Origin of the sequence: Caballeronia sp. dw_19 (assembly GCF_018449515.1) — a bacterium.
In the GTDB taxonomy this organism is placed as follows: domain Bacteria; phylum Pseudomonadota; class Gammaproteobacteria; order Burkholderiales; family Burkholderiaceae; genus Caballeronia.
The window spans coordinates 1-19,364 of record NZ_JAAVUQ010000004.1; the positions used below are offsets into that span (position 1 = coordinate 1).

At 59.3% G+C, this 19,364-nt stretch carries 16 protein-coding genes and 1 pseudogene; 11 read left to right on the forward strand and 6 right to left on the reverse strand.

The annotated features are described in order from the left end of the window. Nucleotides 1-601: 601 nt before the first annotated feature. The gene (locus tag HB376_RS06755; protein ID WP_213762661.1) at nt 602-1,750 is read right to left on the reverse strand and encodes a porin; all 1,149 of its coding nucleotides are present in this window, start codon (nt 1,748-1,750) and stop codon (nt 602-604) included. 761 nt (nt 1,751-2,511) lie between these two features. Between HB376_RS06755 and HB376_RS40805 the strand changes: the two are divergent. Continuing rightward, a pseudogene (locus HB376_RS40805) lies at nt 2,512-2,727 on the forward strand (transposase); the annotation flags it as partial. Between the two features lie 84 nt (nt 2,728-2,811). Here the strand turns inward: HB376_RS40805 and HB376_RS06765 are convergent. Further along, complete coding sequence (locus HB376_RS06765; protein ID WP_213762663.1) at nt 2,812-4,149, reverse strand: MFS transporter; 1,338 nt, start codon at nt 4,147-4,149, stop codon at nt 2,812-2,814. A gap of 367 nt (nt 4,150-4,516) precedes the next feature. Between HB376_RS06765 and HB376_RS06770 the strand changes: the two genes are divergently transcribed. The 4 genes from HB376_RS06770 (at nt 4,517) to HB376_RS06785 (ending at nt 8,601) form a co-directional block, all read left to right on the forward strand. After that, on the forward strand, nt 4,517-6,073 hold the full coding sequence (locus HB376_RS06770; protein ID WP_213762664.1) for an AMP-binding protein: 1,557 nt from the start codon (nt 4,517-4,519) through the stop codon (nt 6,071-6,073). A gap of 40 nt (nt 6,074-6,113) precedes the next feature. Beyond that, nucleotides 6,114-6,959: an enoyl-CoA hydratase/isomerase family protein gene (locus tag HB376_RS06775; protein ID WP_213762665.1), complete on the forward strand. Its 846-nt coding sequence runs from the start codon at nt 6,114-6,116 to the stop codon at nt 6,957-6,959. An 89-nt stretch (nt 6,960-7,048) separates the two neighbouring features. Continuing rightward, complete coding sequence (locus HB376_RS06780) at nt 7,049-8,179, forward strand: CoA transferase (RefSeq protein WP_213762666.1); 1,131 nt, start codon at nt 7,049-7,051, stop codon at nt 8,177-8,179. A gap of 149 nt (nt 8,180-8,328) precedes the next feature. Continuing rightward, nucleotides 8,329-8,601, forward strand: a complete 273-nt coding sequence (locus HB376_RS06785; RefSeq protein ID WP_213762667.1) for a DUF4148 domain-containing protein — start codon at nt 8,329-8,331, stop codon at nt 8,599-8,601. 62 nt (nt 8,602-8,663) lie between these two features. On the opposite strand, the gene leuD is transcribed toward HB376_RS06785, so the two are convergent. The 4 genes from leuD to HB376_RS06805 all read right to left on the reverse strand — a co-directional run bounded on the left by leuD (nt 8,664) and on the right by HB376_RS06805 (nt 13,466). Continuing rightward, nucleotides 8,664-9,296 (reverse strand): 3-isopropylmalate dehydratase small subunit, encoded by a 633-nt coding sequence (leuD, locus tag HB376_RS06790; protein ID WP_213763022.1) that lies wholly within the window; start codon nt 9,294-9,296, stop codon nt 8,664-8,666. Continuing rightward, a complete protein-coding gene (gene leuC, locus HB376_RS06795; protein ID WP_213762668.1) occupies nt 9,296-10,723 on the reverse strand; it encodes a 3-isopropylmalate dehydratase large subunit in 1,428 nt (475 codons plus the stop codon). The genes leuD and leuC overlap by 1 nt, the downstream gene beginning before the upstream one ends. Nucleotides 10,724-10,770: 47 nt before the next feature. After that, complete coding sequence (locus HB376_RS06800) at nt 10,771-12,159, reverse strand: MFS transporter (protein WP_213762669.1); 1,389 nt, start codon at nt 12,157-12,159, stop codon at nt 10,771-10,773. Between the two features lie 218 nt (nt 12,160-12,377). Next, nucleotides 12,378-13,466 (reverse strand): porin, encoded by a 1,089-nt coding sequence (locus HB376_RS06805; RefSeq protein WP_213762670.1) that lies wholly within the window; start codon nt 13,464-13,466, stop codon nt 12,378-12,380. 305 nt (nt 13,467-13,771) lie between these two features. Here HB376_RS06805 and HB376_RS06810 point away from each other — a divergent pair, with 305 nt between their 5' ends. The 6 genes from HB376_RS06810 (at nt 13,772) to HB376_RS06835 (ending at nt 19,363) form a co-directional block, all read left to right on the forward strand. After that, the gene (locus tag HB376_RS06810) at nt 13,772-14,350 is read left to right on the forward strand and encodes a UbiX family flavin prenyltransferase (protein WP_213762671.1); all 579 of its coding nucleotides are present in this window, start codon (nt 13,772-13,774) and stop codon (nt 14,348-14,350) included. 293 nt (nt 14,351-14,643) lie between these two features. After that, a complete protein-coding gene (locus tag HB376_RS06815) occupies nt 14,644-15,837 on the forward strand; it encodes an FAD-dependent monooxygenase (protein WP_213762672.1) in 1,194 nt (397 codons plus the stop codon). A 31-nt stretch (nt 15,838-15,868) separates the two neighbouring features. Beyond that, nucleotides 15,869-16,393, forward strand: a complete 525-nt coding sequence (locus tag HB376_RS06820; protein ID WP_213762673.1) for a VOC family protein — start codon at nt 15,869-15,871, stop codon at nt 16,391-16,393. Next, nucleotides 16,390-17,733, forward strand: a complete 1,344-nt coding sequence (gene fahA / locus HB376_RS06825) for a fumarylacetoacetase (RefSeq protein WP_213762674.1) — start codon at nt 16,390-16,392, stop codon at nt 17,731-17,733. Before HB376_RS06820 ends, fahA begins: the two co-directional genes overlap by 4 nt. After that, complete coding sequence (locus HB376_RS06830) at nt 17,730-18,494, forward strand: alpha/beta hydrolase (RefSeq protein ID WP_213762675.1); 765 nt, start codon at nt 17,730-17,732, stop codon at nt 18,492-18,494. Before fahA ends, HB376_RS06830 begins: the two co-directional genes overlap by 4 nt. Nucleotides 18,495-18,544: 50 nt before the next feature. Continuing rightward, the gene (locus HB376_RS06835) at nt 18,545-19,363 is read left to right on the forward strand and encodes a xanthine dehydrogenase family protein subunit M (RefSeq protein ID WP_213762676.1); all 819 of its coding nucleotides are present in this window, start codon (nt 18,545-18,547) and stop codon (nt 19,361-19,363) included. Nucleotide 19,364: the final 1 nt, after the last annotated feature.

The window sequence follows — 19,364 nt, forward strand, 5'->3', positions numbered from 1 at the left end:
ATGACAGCATAATGAAAGAAATGGATTAAGACCACGGTCCCACTCTTCTGCCAATGAAGGGGCATCGCGGAATACGGAGAACTTCGTAGGTTGAGAGCGGACCGAACTGGTCGTGACGGCGGTGGCGGTGATAACGCCAAAGAATTGGACATCGTCAACCAGGGTGTCTGGCCATGTTGCGCAGCATGAGTACGCAATCTGATGGGGTTATTTCAGGCTCTTGTCGCGCTGGCAAGTCGCCACGGGCAGCGGATTTCCGCCCAGTACCTTAGTGATGCGTCTGGACTGCTTCTCGGCCACACCATTGATGCAGCAGCACGTGTCACCACGATTCGGGAGGTCTCGTTCGGGGACGCCTCGAACGTATCGGATCGCACAGCAGGTCGATCAATGCATGGCAGGTCGTGGACCTGTAGATGCTCTTGCTTTTCCCGTGTAGTCACGCACAACGAAATCCAGGCCACCCACAGCAGGTATGTGCCTGGACAACCCTCTACGCGACGTTCACGTAGCCCCAACGAACAGCATGAGCCGCCAGGCGGCGCCTTCTACAACAGTACGGCTTTTTTAAAGCTCGAGCCGCCGCCTGGAAGCACTGCTCTTAGAAGCGGTGTTGAATGCCGATCGTTGCCGAGAGCTGATTCGGAGTCGATGACATGCCGACACCGTTGATCGGTGCGCCGATACCCGCTACGCCGCCCAGATCGATCGCGTGGACATATTCGCCTTGCAGGTAGACGTCCGTACGCTTGGACAAATAGTAGTACGTCCCCAGGCCGAGCGAATTGAACGACGGCTTCTGACCATCGATGACCGCGTCCGTCCACGTATCTTCACCAGCCAGAACCAACGTCGGCGTCAGGTTGTAACGGGCGTTCAACTCATAGTTGTTGAAGCGTGCATAGTTGCCGATCTGGGTGTTGGCGCTGCCGCCGGTCTGTTGCGAGGTGATCGAGGACGCATCTTGCAGCTTCGTTTGCGTGAATACGAAGCCAACCGTCGCGGGACCAAACGCGTAGTTCAAGCCAGCGCCGAACGTGCGTTGCAGCCCTGCTATGAAGGCCGAATCGCCGCCCAAAGCACCATTCGTCGGGTTGGACAGCACGTTGCCCGTCAAGCTGTTGTTGATCTGCATGTAACCGGCGGCAACGTTCAACGGGCCATAGTTATACGATGCGCCAAAGCTGTAGGCACGATTGTTCGAGAAGCCGCCTGCGTCGTTCGAAAAGCCGTACAAGCCGCTGAACTTGAAGCCTGCGTAGTTCATGCTTTGGTACTTGATCGAGTTGTCGATACGGAACGAGTTGTCGAGGTTATCGTTATCGAACGGGTGGGCGAACTGCGTACCACCGTACTGCGTGCCGGTCAGAGCCAACGGGCCGAGATAGTCAACCACGGAGTCATACTGACGGCCCAACGTGACCGTGCCGTATTGGTTACTCGACAAACCGACGTACGCCTGGCGGCCGAACATGCGGCTGTTTTGACCCAGCGTACCGTTCGCGATGTTGAAGCCGTCTTCCAACGTGAAGATTGCCTTCAGGCCACCACCGAGGTCTTCAGAACCACGCAAGCCCCACCGGCTGCCGTTGATGGAGCCGCTCGATTCCTTGAAATTGTGCGCGCCGCCCTGGTTATTCGTGTATGTCAGCCCCGCGTCGAGCAAGCCATATAGCGTTACGCTGCTTTGGGCGTGAGCGGCGGTTGCGAATATGCCTGTCAGGGCCGCGACCATGAGGGTCTTTTTCATTTCAGTAACTCCGAGCAATTCGGGCCTCTCGGCCCAAGCTTTAAGGATCCTTTCAGTCCGCCGTGCCGCGAGAGACACTTGCGAATGATTCAGGTATCAACAACCAGATACACGTGTGAGAAGCGAGCACAGTGTAAAAGATGCTGTTGTCCCATTAAGTTTCAGAACGGCGCAATAATCAATTTCTATATTATAAATAGTGGACTAAATGCGTCAAATCCTTTGCCAGCAAGGCTGCTTTTCCGGAAATCGGACTTTCGAGTGAGAGTCAATCTTTATATGTTGTACATCTGCGACAATAACCGTTGCGTTAAAAACACTACAAAATAATTACAAAATCAATTCTTGATGAAACAGAAATAACTGATTGTTGAAAATGGCGACTGCGAATCGATATTGGGAGGCTAAAATCAATTCGCTGCTTTCCGAGAGCAGGCATGTACTCTTGATAGCGCGACTTTTTAGTCGCGCTTTTTTTTGCTCTTTTTATCAGCAGATATCGGCCAGCCATTAATGGCTCGAAACTGACGCAAATGTCAGTAAGCCATATTTAATTATTTATTAAGCAGATTGTCTATCAAATTAATGGCTGCATTCGTATTGGGTTCGGACGACTGTGCAAAATGGTCCCCGCCGCCAAATCGCATAGGTTTGTTCCTGATTTAACAGGCAATACCAATGAGAGCCGGGCGCCACGGCATTCGCGGGTTTGGGGAGGCCTGCCGGTCAGCATCACCCGGCATAGCATCATTGGGGCTGCCACCATCATCGGTGCGCCCGGCAAGGTCTCGAAAGCGAAGGATTTCACTCACTGGCGTGTGCGCAAACGCCGTGGTGAAGTCCATGACGCCAAACGCACGAAGAACCGCACGAAGAACCACGACAAACCGAAGCTACGTGCCCGGGTCGAGCACGTCTTTGCGGTGCTCAAGCGGCTGTGGCGGTTCAGCAAGGTGCGCTATCGCGGCCTCGCAAAAAAACGCCACGCGCGCTTCCATGCCGCCGAGTCGATCAGGACACCCGCTGGGCCTCAGGGCGCCGGCCGCCCTGGTTGCGCGTCATCATATGGAAGGATGTATGGCTGCGGCGGCCAAGTCCTTGCTGACCCGGTGCGACCAGCCAAGTATCACTGAAAATCCCGCGATGAACACGAACACGATCGACACGTTGATGAACAGCCGGTCGATGGGCAGATGCATCGCGAGCAGCACGCCACCGAGCATTGAGCCCGCGACGGAGCCCAGCTTGCCAATGCCTATCGCCGTTCCTACCCCGGCCGAACGCAGCGAAGTCGGATAGATGATGCCCGAGAGCGCATACAGACCGAATTGAGTGCCGATCACACACACGCCGCTCATGAACACGGCAGCCATCAACAACGGTTGCGGCATGGAGTGCCCGAGCGATGCAGCGATCGGGCAACCTAGCGCGGCCAGCGCCACGATAGCCGCCATGCCGTGACGGTCGACAAAACGGCTGAGGACGAGCGCGCCAATGGTCCCGCCCACCGGAAACATCATCGCGACGATTGCCGCCTGTCGAGGTGCAATCCCCGCAATACCGAAAATCAGCGGCAGCCAGTTCTGCAGAAAATGCAACGCCAGCGAGTTAAGGATGAAAACCACCCACAGCAGCGGCGTCACATAACGCAGCGGTCCGCCGAACAGAGCGCGCGGTCCGGCACGCGCCACAGGTTCATCGTCCAGGACGAAGGTTGTGACCTTCGACACGTCGAGATTCGGGTCCATGCGGCGCACGAGCCGCTTGATCAGCGCCGGGTCTCGCTGGTTGAGCACCAGAAACCGAATCGACTCGGGCAGCGCGAAGATCGACGCCAGCGCGACCAGTACCGCGGCCGCGCCGCCGAACAAAAAAATGACGCTCCACCCGAAATGAGGCAACAGCCACGATGAGACGGCGCCCCCTCCTCCCGCTCCGACTGAAAATCCCGAGAACATCAATGTCACCCAGGTGGCACGACGCTGCTTCGGTGCGTATTCGGCCACCAGCGCGACCGCGTTCGGCACGACGCCACCCATCCCGATACCGGCGAGAAACCGCAATACGATAAGCTGATCGATCGATTGAGCCCACGCACATGCCATGGTTAGTATTCCAAAGCATAAGGAACCGTAGATAATGGCCCGCTTGCGGCCCGACCGGTCGCCAACGAATCCCAACAACAACGAGCCGATCAGCACGCCGAACAGTCCCGCGCCGAATACCTGCGCGAAGCTGCTTGCCTTGACATGCCACGCCTGGGCAATAGCGGGTGCTGCAAACGCAATCGCGATCTGGTCGTATCCGTCCAGCAGTACGATCAGAAAGCACCACGCCAGTAGCGCAATCACAAAACGCCCGACTTTCTGTTCCTGTACGAGTTGGGAAACGTTCAACATGAACTCACCGCCCAAAGCGGACGCGCGTGGATTAACGGCATTTCGTCTCCTGAATATTTTACTGAATATTTTATTTAGTCACGCCTGCCCCGGCGGGGCGCGGGCCGCCTGCAAGAATGCGGTTCGAGTGTAGCCGATGCAATCCGCACACTGAATCACCATTTTTTTATCAAACCATCGAACAAGCTGATAAGTGGGTACGTCAGGCGGCCAGGACCGGCCCCGTCCTGGCTGCCCAATGCAGTACAACTATTCGGTGATCGCTATGGACTAACGCGAATAATTTGATTCTCGTTATATACGACCGGATATAACATGACGATCTGCCTTGCCGAATTACATGCCAATACTGAGAAGGAGACGTAAGATGATTAATCTGCGAGTCGGGGATCTTGTCGTTCGCAACGCGAAGATCTCACCCGACGCGGTAGCGCTCATTGAAGATGACCGCGCGCTTACCTGGAGCGAGTTCGATCGAAGCACTAACCGCACGGCCAACGGGCTGGCGGCCATCAAACTTGCCAAGAACGACCGGATCGCGACGGTTATCCGCAACGGCGCGGCAGCGGTTCAGATGATATTTTCCATCGCCAAGGCGGGCATGCTGGCTGTGCCGGTCAACTACGGATTGACGACGGGTGAGATCGAGGTCCTGCTCGACGATTCCAAGCCGAACGCCATTATTGTCGATGCGGAATTCGTCGACAGGTTACGGGATATTCTGACGCGCCCCGGCGTTACCGTGATTGTCCGCGGCGAGGCGGCCGTGTCGCCAGGATGGCTGAGTTACCAGGGTATTGAGGAACGCGGCGACGAGAATACGGTCACCGTCAATATTGATCCCGACGAAATCCGCACGATCCGCTATACCAGCGGCACGACCGCCGCGCCCAAAGGATGTCTCGGCACGCATCGCCAGATCCTCTCCAGCATAGACAATTTTTTCTCGCAAATTCCCGTCTCGAGCACAGGCCCGTTCCTGCAGATGCTGCCGCTCTTTTCGGGCGCCGGCATCTGGATGGCAATCGCTGCGGCTTATCACGGCGTCGCCAACGTGCTGACGCGCGATTTCGACCCGCGGGATGCGCTCCAAAAGATCGAGACGCACGGTGTAACCCATACCTGCGGCGTGCCGACCATGATGAGCCGGCTCGGCGATGAACTCAGAAAAGGCACCTACAACATCGACTCGTTGCAACTGTTCGGTTATACCGGCTCGAAAATGCCGCCGGGCACTATCCGGCGCGCGCTCGACATCTTCCCTTGCGGCTTTTACCAGGGCTTCGGCGGTGGCGAGATGGGAGGTCTCGTGTCCTACCTGATGCCGGAACATCATCGTGAGGCACTGCTGCTGGAGAACCCGGCGCGGTTGCTGGCGTCGGTCGGCCGCCCCGCGAAGTATGCGGAAATCTGTATTCGAAACCTGCAGGACGGCACGCCGCTGCCGCGCAATGAACCCGGCGAGATCACCGTGCGTTCACCCAGCAATTTTTCCGGTTATCTGAACCGCCCGGAAGACACCGCGAAAACGCTGCGGGGCGAATGGGTCTACACCGGTGACATTGGTTATCTCGACGACGACGGCTTTCTCTTCGCGGTAGACCGCGCCAAGGACATGGTCGTGACGGGCGGCATGAACGTTTCGTCAGCGGAAGTCGAAGCGGTGTTGTCGGAGCATCCGTGCGTCAAGGCCGTCGCCGTGATCGGCTTGCCCAGTGACGAATGGGGCGAAACCGTGACTGCCGTAGTCGTTCTGCACGAAGGACAGGATATATCGGAGAGCGAATTAATCGGATTCGCTCGCAAGCAGCTTGCCGGCTACAAGTCCCCGAAAGCCGTCCATTTCGTCACCACCTTTCCGATGAACAGCGTCGGCAAGATTCTCAAGCGCGAACTCCGCGATCAGTTTGCAGCAGTCCGATAAACGAAGCAGTTTTTCTTAAACTACCCTGAAGGAGACACACATGGATTGGACATTGAACCGGGCCGCAGGGCCGCGCGGATATCTGGTGGAAAACGATGAATTCAAAACCATCGAAGTGACAATGCCGGTGGAAGGCGTCGCGAAACTCGCGCTGAACCGCCCGGATAAACTCAACGCCTTCAACTCCGCGATGATCGGAGAAATCCGCGCCGCGATGTGGCGGCTGAACTACGACGAGAGCGTGCGGGTCATCGTGATTACCGGCTCGGGCCGCGGCTTCAGCGCTGGCCGCGACGTCAAGGAACTGCAAGGCGAACGTGGCATGCCGCTGCCGCACTATCGCGCTTATGTGCGCGCCAACCACGACATGCTCGACGATCTCGAAGCGATCGAGAAGCCGGTCATCGCGGCCATCAATGGTGTTTGCGCGGGCGGGGGGATTGAACTTGCGGCATCGTGCGATTTCCGGTTCGCGTCCAATCGCGCGACTTTCCTGCTGCCGGAAATTTTTATCGGCGTGATTCCGGCGTCTGGCGCGTGCTCGCGCATGATCCAGATGATTGGAATTGAAAACGTCAAGGACCTGGTGATGACCGGCCGCACCGTCGACGCGGATGAAATCCGCGGCATGGGTTTCGTGCGCTCCGTAGTCGAGCACGAAGAGCTCGAAGCAAAGACATTCGAATTCGCGCGGCTGCTGATGCGCGGCGCGCCGCTCGCGGTGGGCATCGCCAAGCATGTGACCAATACCTGCCAGAACGTCGATACCGAAACAGGACGGCTGTTCGAGCGCCTCGCGCAGTCGTCGCTGGTCGGATCGAGTGACTCCACCGAAGGCATCCGTTCTTTCCTCGACAAGCGTCCGCCCAAGTTCACGGGCCGCTGAGCATCGCTTGCAGCCGGTGCACCCTCGGTCCGCACAACACAACGCGGACCGATGGTGCGCTTTTCCATATTTTCACGACAGGGTTCGGTTTGAAACTATCAGGCATCCGCGTACTGGACTTTTCCCGGTTTATGGCCGGCCCGTTGATTTCCGCGATCATGGCGGACCACGGCGCGGAGGTGACGAAGATCGAAGCGCCGGAGGGTGACCCCACGCGCGGCGGCCGCCGCAGCCGCACGACGCAAAACACTGGTGACTCTTTTTCAGTGTTGAACCGCGGCAAGCGCAGCGTCGTGCTCGACTTGAAGCAAGTGCACGGCCGGGAGTTGGCACAGCAATTGATTCGTGACGCGGACGTCTTGATCGAATCATTCAGCCCCGGTGTAGCCGAGCGGCTTGGCATCGGCCAAGCCATCGCGCGACAGATCAATCCGCGGCTTGTGTATTGCTCGGTCACCGCATTTGGTCAGGACGGTCCATTGCGCGACATGGCAGGCCACGATCCCGCCGTGCAGGCGCTGGCGGGTATCTTGCCCCGCGATGACAACCATAAGCCGGTCATCCCGCCAGTCTCCGTGGCGTCCTGGTGCAGCGCCCACAGTGCACTCGCCGGCATTCTGATGGCATTGCTTTCAGCACGGACAACGGGTCTCGGTGACTATCTGGACGTGTCCATGCACGATGTCGCTCTAAGCGCGCGTCCAGGCGCCCTATTCGGTGCACTCGTGGCAGGACGACATGAGTCCACGCCCGGACTTGGCCATGCGATGCTCGAGCCCTATGAGACCGCTGACGGTGAATGGCTCTGTCTTGGCGCCGGCGAGCCGCGTTTTGCCAAGGCCCTGCTTGGTGCGCTCGAGCACCCCGAGCTGATGAGCGTAGCGCTGGGCGAGCCGGGAACGGCACAAGATCCGCTGCGAAAGGTGTTGGCAGAAACGTTCAGACGCAAACCTCTGGCGGCGTGGATGGAATGGCTGGAAGCACGATCCATTGGCGTTGCGCCTGTTGTCGATTACGCCCAGGCCCTGCGGCATCCGCATGTGCATGAACGGGGCATGCTGCTCGCCGACAAAAACGGCGATCTGCACCTTAATACGCCCATCCGCTTCTTGCGCGAACCCGGCCAACCCGACCTTCGGATTCCGGCGCTAGGAGAACACACGGGAGTCGTACTGGCCGAATCCGGAGCAAGGCTCACGGATCAAGGCGATGGCATCTAAAGCCAGTCAAGCGTCGTCGCACGGCGCTGGTCAAAATGTAATTTCCTGCAATTATTTAATTTTAAAAAAAGGCAATTGGTAGTTATACTAATAGAATGCTGCATCGAAAACGATGTTGCTACTACTACCACCGCTCGCAGGAACATAAAATGACCAAGTTATTTTTTTCATCAGTAGCACTTGCCATCGCATTAGTATTCCCCGCTTTCGCCATAGCTCAAGACAACGGCACGCCCACGCGCGCTGACGTGAAGGCCGAGTTTATCCAGTTCAAGCAGGCAGGATTCGATCCAGCCGCGAACGACCAGCTTGATTACCCGGAAAGCTTGCAGCGGGCTCAACAGAAACTGGCCACGCAAAGCCAAACCGAGTCCGCGGCTTACGGCGCGTCAACGAGCGGCACATCAAAATCCGGCGACTAGAACATGGAGCGCGTGTCGGCGCACCACCTGAGCAACGTTATGACCAGAGTCACTTTAAAGCGTCACAACCAGGGCCTCTCGTTTAGTCGCCGGTCCTCGAACGCCTTGATTTCCGACGCCAGCAACAAAGTGGCGTCCACGTCGTCGACGCCTTCCAGAAGCCGCGTCTTGACCGAGGCCGCAATATCGAAATGCAGGTTGGTACCAATTGGCGTGGTCACCGTCTGAGCCGGCAGGTCGACCTTCAGTGCGTAACCCGGAACCGCGTCGACTTGTGCCAGTAACATTTCTATGTCCTTAGCATTCAACACAACGGGCAGCATCTTGTTCTTGCAGCAGTTGTTATAGAAAATATCGGCAAAACTTTCGGCTATCAGCACGCGAAAGCCGTATTGAAACAACGCCCACGGCGCATGCTCGCGTGAACTGCCACAACCAAAGTTGCGTCGTGTCAGCAGGACCGACGCGCCGGCGTAACGCGGTTGATTCATGACAAAACCAGCCGTGACGACACGCTCGCTCGCTGGTTTGCCGTAATAGCCGACATCCTCATGACGCCATTCGTCGAAGAGATACGGACCGAATCCCAACCGTGCGATGGACTTCATGTATTGCTTGGGCATGATCGCGTCGGTGTCGACGTTATCGCGATCCAGCGGCACCACCACCCCGGTGTGGTGAGAAAAAGGTTCGATCATTGCAGCGTCCCATTCACGGCAAGCGTACGGATATCGGTGAAATGCCCGCGTAGCGCGGCGGCGGCTGCCATCGCGGGGCTGACGAGGTGCGAGCGCCCGCCCGCACCCTGGCGACCTTCGAAGTTACGGTTCGACGTCGACGCAACCCGTTCGCCCGGCTCAAGCCGGTCGGCGTTCATCGCGAGACACATCGAACAACCGGGGTCGCGCCACTCGAAGCCGGCCGCCATGAAGACGGCGTGCAATCCCTCGGCTTCCGCCTGACGCTTGACCGCGCCTGAACCCGGGACCGCGAGCGCCAGTCTGATGGTGGAAGCAACACGACCGCCCATCGCGCGCAACACGCTCGCCGCAGCCCTCAGGTCCTCTATCCGTCCATTCGTGCATGAGCCGATAAACACCTTGTCAAGCGCAATGCTTTCGATAGGAGTGCCTGCCGTCAGCCCCATGTAGTCGAGCGCTCGCATACAGGACGCGCGCCGGCCCGGCTCGTCGACAAGAGCAGGATCGGGGACCGCACCGGTGATATCCGCAACCATGTCCGGCGACGTGCCCCACGTAACCTGGGGCGACAGCCCAGACACATTCATCGTGACTTCGGCATCGAATCGAGCATCCGGGTCCGACTGCAACGCCGTCCATTCGAACGCCGCGCGATCCCAGTCACTACCTTGCGGCGCGTAGAGACGTTCCCGGCAGTACTGCAGAGTGGTCGCATCAACGGCGATCAGCCCGGCCACGGCGCCCGCTTCTATCGACATATTGCAGAGTGTCATGCGCCCTTCCATCGACAGATCTCGCACCACCGCGCCGGCATACTCGATCGCATGGCCTGTCGCGCCAGCCGTGCCGATACGGCCGATCACCGCCAGCGCGAGATCTTTCGCGCTGCAGCCTGCCGGTAAACGGCCATCGATTGTCACCCGCAGATTCTTGCTGCGCCGGACCAGCAGCGCTTGCGTACTGAGGACGTGCTCGATCTCCGAGGTCCCTATTCCGAAGGCGAGTGCACCGAGCGCTCCATGAGTGCTGGTATGCGAATCGCCACACACGATCGTCATACCGGGCAAGGTGATGCCTAATTCGGGACCGACGACATGGACGATGCCCTGCTGTTCGTCATCCATGCCGAGATGCACGATCTCACTCGCCGCGCAGTTCGCGCGCAAGGCATCGACCTGGATCCGCGAGATTTCGTCGGTGATACCTTCCTTGCGGCCGATTGTCGGCACGTTGTGATCGGCGACCGCAAAGTTCGCGCGCGGCCGCCACACCATGCGCCGTTCAAGGCGCAACGACTCGAACGCCTGCGGGCTCGTCACCTCGTTGATCAGATGCCGGTCGATGTACAGCAGGCACATGCCGTCCGCTTGGGTACGGATCGTGTGGGCCTCGAAGATCTTGTCATAGAGAGTACGGCCCATCAACTTCCCTTCTCGGTCAATTAACAAAAGCCGTTACCGGCAGGCGCTCACGACGGCTTGACTGAGTGCTCGACCGGCTCGGACGACACGACGCCCGCTGCGTGATCGGCGCCGAAACGGGCGCGATACAGGATCGCCAGCACGGCCGAAAAACCCGCGACGATGACGAATGGAACCGTCGCCGCATAGAACAGGTCCGATATAGGCAAATGCATGGAGAGCAGCATTCCGCCGATAACCGGCCCCGACACCGAGCCGATCTTCCCGATCGAAATCGCGCTGCCGACACCCGCCGAACGAAACGACGTGGGATAGATCATCCCGGCCACCGCATAGAGCCCGTACTGCGCGCCGACCACGCAAAAGCCCGTGAAAAACACGGCGATAGTGAGCCACGTCTCGGACATTCCCGTGCCCAGCAACGCGACAATCGGGCAGCCGATGGCGGGCAGCGCGATCACCGCCAACACGCCGTGACGATCGACATAGCGGCAAAGAATCAGGCCGCCGAGCACGCCGCCAACCGAAAACATCGCGGTAATCAAGCTGGCATGCTGGGCACCGACACCGACGCCTTCCATCAGGATCGGCAGCCAGTTCTGGAGAAAATAGAGCGCCATCGAATTGGCGATGAATACAATCCACAGCAACGGCGTGATGGCGCGCAAGCCGTCGGAGAAAATCAGCTTCAATACGAAGCGCTTTTTGGTTTGCGCCACTTCATCGGCGACAAAACGCGCGTCGGCCGGGATGGTCAGCTCCGGTCGCAGACGGACAACGAGCCGCGCCACGATCTCCGGGCTGCGCCTCTTGACCACCAGCAGTTTTGCGGACTCCGGCAGCACGAACATCAACAACGTGCCGACAAGCAGAGAGCCGACGCCACCGACCACGAACATGACCGGCCAGCCGAAGCGCCCGATCAACGCCGACGACACCAGCCCCCCCGATCCAGCGCCGATCGAGAACCCCGAGAACATCAGCGTGACCCACGTCGCGCGCAACCGCTTGGGCGCATATTCCGCCACCAGCGCCACCGAGTTCGGGATGACGCCGCCCATCCCGAGTCCCGCGAGAAAACGCAGCAGCATTAACTGGTCGAGCGAAGTACTCCATACCGACGCCACCGTCAGCACCCCGAAAAACAGGGTGCCGGTCACGATGGCCTTCTTGCGTCCGAGACGATCGCCGAGGTACCCAAACAAGAACGAACCGATGAGCGTACCGAACAGGCCGGCGCCGAACACGGGCCCGAATCCGCCGCGGCTGACATGCCATTCCTTGATGAGCGCGGGCGCCGCGAATGAAACGGCGGTCTGGTCGTAGCCGTCCATCAGCATGACAAGAAAGCACCAGAACAAAAGACCGACGGCAAAACGGCCGATCTTCTGTTCTTCCACCAAATCCGCGATATTGAAAGTTCGATCTGCTTGCATGTCTTCCATGGACCTCGTTGTCAGATGCGCCTCGGCTGCCCCGGCATTCACTCGTTTTTCTTCTCCGGGGCTCGACCATCGGGCCGAGGTGAATATAAAGCGCCTTGCGTTACGACAGAATCAAAAATTTGTGATCATGCAATCGAAAACAGTGAACAAAGCCGCGAACGAAACCGCCTATCCCGTCGAGCCGGACGCCACATCCGGCCTGGGCGCTCTCAGAACAAGTGATTGATACCGATGCGCGCCACGGTCTGGCTGCCAGTGCTGGAGGGCTGGTAGCCAAACTGTTCCGCTTGAGCGTTCGGTCCCGAGGCACGCTGCAACCCCGCACCCGCGTACACCTGCGTACTCTTCGACAGGTAGTAGGTGAGGAATAGGTTGTACTGGTTGAACGTCAGGTCCTCAAAGAGCGAGCGGTTATAAGACAGGCCCAGCACGTAAATCCGTTCGCCGGTCAGGTCGATGTTCACGCCCGCCTGATAGTTGCGCTCCGAGGCACTTCCCTTCGCATTCTGTAGCTTGACGTCGGTGAACGTCAGATGCGGCGTGAACGGGCCGATCACGTAGGAGCCCGCCACAGCGATCGTGCTATAGCGTGCCGCGTTGAACAGGGTTCCCTGCTGCAACTGCTGTCCCAGTAGCGACGTAAGGCCGAAGGTACCGAACACGTCCGCGGTACGGTTGTGCGACATGGTGTAGGCCGCGCCGAACTTCAGGCTCCCTTGCGCGTATTTCGCACCGATGCTGTACTGCCGCCCCGAGCTGAAGTTGCCCGCCTGGCCGCCGAAGCTGTTCATCGCACCGGCCTGGAAGCCATAGAAGTTCGGGGTATCGTATTTCACCGAGTTGACCAGCGCGTGCGTGTTCGCGAGGCCATCCAGGTTCCCCACGGTGTAGAACGATGAAATGCCGGGAACCGAGTTGTTGATCGCACCAATGTACTCATAGATGTAGTCGGGAATGTTGCCTGCACTTACCGTCCCAAAGCTGTTGTTCGTGAGGCCCACCAGCGCGATCCGGTTGAAGAAACTGGTGGGGTTGATCTGCGCGCCCGTGTTGGTCAGGAAGCCCGACTCCAACCGCGCAATCACCGAATTGCCGCCGCCCAGATCTTCGACGACACGAAACCCGAAACGATCCGGCGTGCGCTTGCCCGCCGACTCCTGGAACAGGTGGGTGCCGCGAGAGTTCGATACATAGTCCACCCCGACGTCGACGCTCCCATAGAGCGTGGCCGAAGACTGCGCCCATACGGGCGCGCTAAACACGGCGACGCTGCAGCCGATCAAAAATCGCTTTTTCAAAGACGTCTCCAATTATTATTTACGTTATTCCGCTCTGATGTCGGATGAACCTGAGCGCACAAGACCTTTGCAATTTCGGGCAAGGCGGTTTTGTACGCAGCTCGGAGTGTAGCGAAGACAGATCCGCATTTGAATCACGAATTATCGATGGATTCATCGAAGAATCCGATTACTTGACAAGGGTTTTTACCGATTAACCGTTTTAAAGAGATTAAGCATGTTTTGCTTTAGCGCCAGCGTGCTACTATCCGCCGCAAATGTGAATGCGGATCGAAAAAGCATTGACAGTGGAATCGGAGAACGTAATGCAATCCAAAACAATCCCTCCGCGGCGCATGGTCGTCGGTATCAGCGGTGCGTCAGGCGTCGTGTACGGCGTGCGTTTGCTCCAGTTGCTAAGACAACTGGAAATCGAATCGCATCTCGTCATGAGCCGGTCGGCGCAGGTCACGCTCGCGCACGAGTCGGACTACAGCGTGGCCGACGTGCGCGCAATGGCCAGCGTCGCATACACGAACGCCGACATCGGAGCCGCGATTTCGAGCGGATCATATCCGGTGATGGGCATGATCGTCGCTCCGTGTTCGGTCAAGACGCTCTCCGAAATCGCGACGGGCATTACGGGAGCCCTTCTCCCGCGAGCCGCTGACGTCATGCTCAAGGAGCGCAGGCGGCTCGTCCTGATGGTACGTGAGACGCCCTTGCACCTCGGCCACATCCGCAGCATGGCCTCGGTCACGGAAGCCGGCGCGATTGTTTATCCGCCCGTGCCGGCTTTCTATGCGAACCCGGAATCGATCGAGGATATGGTCGACCACACGCTCGGCCGCGTGCTCGATCTGTTCGGCCTGGAGGCAAATACCGTGCGTCGCTGGGGCGTTTAAACGCCGCGCCCGGACTTCCAGGCTTCCAGATCCCGAATTACATTTTGTTTTCATTCCGGTAATCCGGGTTTATCCGCGGACGCCATCGCCATGCCGAATTCAATCACGCCGATTCCACGATTATCAAATTTCGGTGATAACTCATTCGGTTTAATTTGCTTCATCCCGACGGACGGTTGTTTTAAAGTAACTGAATCAGGCATCGAGTGAGTGAACGATTAATCAGAATTATCGATTGATTCATAAATAATCTCGATTACACCGACTTTCACGATAAACAAATCGGTAGACGAATGAAAATAATTATTGCTGGAGCGGGTATTGGCGGATTGACGGCTGCGCTCGCGTTGTTAAAGAAGGGCTTTGACGTCACGATTCTCGAACAGGCGCAGGCACTCAAGGAAATAGGCGCAGGCGTTCAATTGAGTCCGAATGCAACGCGGGTTTTGTATCAGCTCGGCATAGGCGAAACGCTAGAGCACGATGCATGCGAACCCCTCGGCAAGCGGGTGAGGCTCTGGAACACCGGACAGACATGGCGGCTGTTCGACCTTGGCACGCAGTCGCGGGAAATCTACGGCTACCCCTACTTCACGCTGCATCGCGCAGATCTGCACCGGGCGCTCGCCGAGGGCGTTGCCGCGTTGAGCCCGGACACCATCAAGCTGGGCGAGAAAGTGGCATCGGTGCATCAGGAGGCAGGCTCAGGCAAGGTGGCCGTGCATACCGTGAGCGGTGCGATCTACGAAGCGGACCTCCTGATCGGTGCGGACGGCGTTCACTCCACCGTGCGGCGCGCGCTGTTCGGCCCGGACGAGCCCGTGTTCTCCGGCGTCATGGCATGGCGCGGCGTGATTGACGCAAGCCGCTTGCCGGACCATCTGCGCGTGCCCTACGGCGCGAACTGGGTTGGCCCGGGTGCCCACGTCATCCACTATCCGTTGCGCGGCAGCACGCTGATCAACTTCGTCGGTGCAGTGGAAAAGTCCGGCTGGGAAGTCGAATCGTGGTCCGAACAAGGCACGCTCGAAGAATGTCACGGCGACTTCGCAGGATGGCATGAGGACGTTCACACGCTGATTTCCGCTATCGATATTCCCTACAAGTGGGCGCTCATGGTCCGCGAGCCGATGAACAACTGGACCTCCGGCAACATGACGCTGCTCGGCGACGCGTGCCATCCGACGCTGCCGTTCCTCGCGCAAGGCGCGGGCATGGCCATAGAAGATGGCTACCTGCTTGCAAGATGCCTCGAACGCTACGGTGCAGATCTTGCACGGGCGCTTGCGCGTTATGCGGAGTTGCGCCTGGAGCGAACAGCACGTGTCGTGCGCGGATCGGCCGCCAATGCCACTCGCTTTCATAATCCTCAACTCGCCGACGCTGAGGGTGCCGCCGCGTATGTCGATCGGGAATGGACCGAGGAACGCGTGAAGGAACGGTACAACTGGCTGTTCGAATACAACGTGGACACGGTCGAAATCTAACCCGCTTTCCCGGTCATCAAGGAGACAAACAATGTCCAAGCTTCCGCCCGTTCTAGGCCTGCATCATTTCGCGTGGCGTTGCCGTAACGCTGAAGAGACGCGCAAGTTTTACGAAGACCTGCTCGGTCTGCCGCTGGTCCACGTCATTCGTCTGGACCACGTGCCGAGCACCGGCGAATACTGCCCGTACGTGCATCTCTTCTTTGAAATGGCGGACGGTTCGAACATCGCGTTCTTCGATCTCGGTGACAACACCGCCGCGTTGCCGTCGTCGAATACGCCGCCCTGGGTCAACCACATCGCGTTGCGGCTCGGCGCGCTCGACGAACTCGAGTTCATGAAGAAGCGGCTCCTGGACGCCGGTGTAGAGGTGCTGGGTGCGACGGATCATCATTTTGTACAGTCCATCTATTTCTTCGATCCCAACGGCATCCGCCTCGAACTGACCGTACCGACTGCGCCCGCGGAGCAACTGGCGGGCTTTAGAGCCGACGCCCGTCTCACGCTCGACGCATGGACCGAGGAAACCGCAAACCTGCAGAAGCGGCCGGCATGATTTCATTGAATCCGACACATGATCCCGAGCGCCGCAGCTGGATCGAATCAGCCAACGCGCCCGGCAGCCACTTCCCGATTCAGAATCTGCCCTTCGGCGCATTTACCCGCGATGGCCGCGCGCGCACGGGCGTGGCCATCGGCGAGCAGATTGTCGACCTGCACGCGCTGGCAGAAGCCCGGCTCGTGGACGGCGATGCGCTGATCGCCTGCACGGCGGCATCAGCATCGGGGAACGGCACGCTCAACGATCTGATGGCGCTCGAGCCCCGCTACGCGTCGGCGCTGCGCCACGCGCTGTCTGGCCTGCTGAGCCGCGATACGCCGCTGCCTGGCCGTCTGCGCGAGCTTGAAACCCTCATCCTGCCACGCATGTCCGATGTCGAGATGCGGCTCGCATGCGATATCGGCGATTACACCGACTTTCTGACGTCGCTGCATCACACCGAGCGGCATGGACGCTTCAAGGGTCTGGCTGATCCGCTGCCGGCTGCGTTCAAGTCGCTGCCTATCGCCTATCATGGCCGGGCTTCGTCGATTCGCGTGAGCGGCGGCAATGTGCGGCGCCCGTACGGCCAATATCGCGACGCGGAAGGTCAAGTGCGCTTCGGTCCCGCGCCGGCGCTCGACTTCGAACTGGAACTGGCGGCGCTCATCGGGCGCGGCAACGATCCCGAACAACCGATCAATATCGAGCGCGCCCTCGACCACGTGTTCGGCTACTGCCTGCTCAACGACTGGTCCGCGAAAAGCATTCAATGGTTCGAACAGGTATTGGGGCCCTTCCTTGGTAAGAGCTTTCATTCCAGCGTGTCGCCGTGGATCGTGACAGAAGAGGCGCTTGCGCCGTTTCGTATTGCGGCACCGGCGCGCGCGGCCGGCGACCCCGCCGCGCTGCCGCATCTCGACGGCGAAGCGGACCGCCGTGCGGGCGGTATCGATATTGAACTGGAAGCGTATCTGAGCACTGCGCGCATGCGCTCAGCGGGTACAGCGCCGGCACGCATCACGCTCACGCATCTGGGCAACCTCTACTGGACGTTCGCGCAAATGATCGCGCATCACACCAGCAACGGCTGCAACCTGCGCACCGGCGACCTGCTCGGCAGCGGCACCATTTCAGGCGCGGAAGATGTCTCGCGGGCCTGCCTCACCGAGCTGACGAACGCCGGCAAGGACCCATTGCAACTGCCTGGCGGCGAGACCCGCATTGCACTCGAAGACGGCGATGAAATCACGCTGACCGCGCGTGCCAGCCATCCGGGCGCGGTATCGATCGGATTCGGCGAATGCCGCGGCCGCATTGTCGCAGCGCACGCCCTGCATACAGGCGAAAAATGACTGCACTCAACGGATTTTTGAAAGTAGGCGATGGCCCGCGCAAAGTGCTCGCGATGAACGGCTGGTTCGGCAGTTCCGCCGACTGGGCGCCGATACTGCCGGCGCTCGACCTGGACGCGTTCACCTACGTTTTCTTCGACTATCGCGGCTATGGCCGTTCCATCGAGCGCGACGGCGAGTACACGTTCGCTGAAGCGGCCGCCGATGTAGTCGCACTGGCCGATCACCTGGACTGGCAGCGTTTCAGCCTGCTAGGCCATTCGATGGGCGGCATGGCGATGCAGAAAGTGCTGCTCGCCGCGCCTGAACGGATTGAGCGGATGGTGGGCATCGCGGCGGTGCCTGCATGTGGATCACGAATGGATGCTGCGCGGCTGGCTGGGTTCGAACGCGCGGTCGATGACATCACCGTGCGCGCGGGCATTATCGACTTTTCTACGGCCAGGCGTTTGTCGCCGGCGTGGAGCACCCGCCTCGCACAGGAATCGGCTCGCCTGTCGCGACCCGAAGCCTTCGCGGGTTATCTGCCGCAATGGGCGGCAAGCGACATGTCGGCGGAGGTGGCGGGCAACGCCGTACCGGTGAAAGTGTTCATAGGAGAGCATGATCCGACTTTGACTCCTGAGCTGATGCGCAGCACGTGGCTTACGTGGTACCGCAACGCCGAGATGGAAATCCTGCCGAATGCGGCACACTATCCCATGCACGAAGTACCGGTCGCCCTTGCAACGGCGCTGGAAATTTATTTGAAGCGGGCGTAAGACCGGACAGCGCGTCAATAGTCCGGCGCCGCAATCCGCAGGAGACAAGCATGTACGAGACTATCTATATCCGGCCGGAATCCCTGACCGAGGCCATTGCGCTTCTAGGCGAGCACGAGGAAGCGCGGCCGTTGTCCGGAGGCATGACCCTGATTCCCACGCTGAAGCAGCGCCTTGCCGCGCCGACGCATCTGCTGGATCTCGTGCGGCTGCCGGAACTGCGCGGCGTGCAGACAGCGAACGGTGTGCTGCGCATCGGCGCAAGTACCACTCACGCGAACGTCGCTGCATCGCCTGAGGTACGCCAGGCGATACCGGCGCTGGCGCAATTGGCGGGAATCATCGCCGATCCGCAAGTGCGCAATCGCGGCACGCTGGGCGGCTCCGTCGCGAATAACGATCCGGCGGCCGATTATCCGAGCGCCGTGCTCGCGCTCAACGCGATCGTCGTGACATCGGCAAGGCGGATCGCCGCCGATGACTTCTTTATCGATACCTTCGATACCGCGCTCGACGCAGGTGAGCTGATCACCGCAATCGAGTTCCCTGTTCCCGAGCGTGCAGCGTATGCGAAGTACCGGCATCCGGCGTCGGGTTATGCGGTGGTCGGCGTGTTTATCGCGCAGTTTCCCACGGGCATTCGCGTTGCAGTGACGGGCGCGGGGGCGTCGGTATTTCGCTGGTCCGACGCGGAAAGCGCGCTGGAAACGGACTGCTCCGATGCGGCCATCGACGCGCTTGAAGTCGATCCGTCGAATCTTCCCGACGATGCGAACGGCTCTGCCGCGTATCGTGCGCACCTTATAAAAACCTACACACGCCGCGCGCTTCACGCACTTTTGCAACCGCGCGGCGTCCAGTCAAACTAAT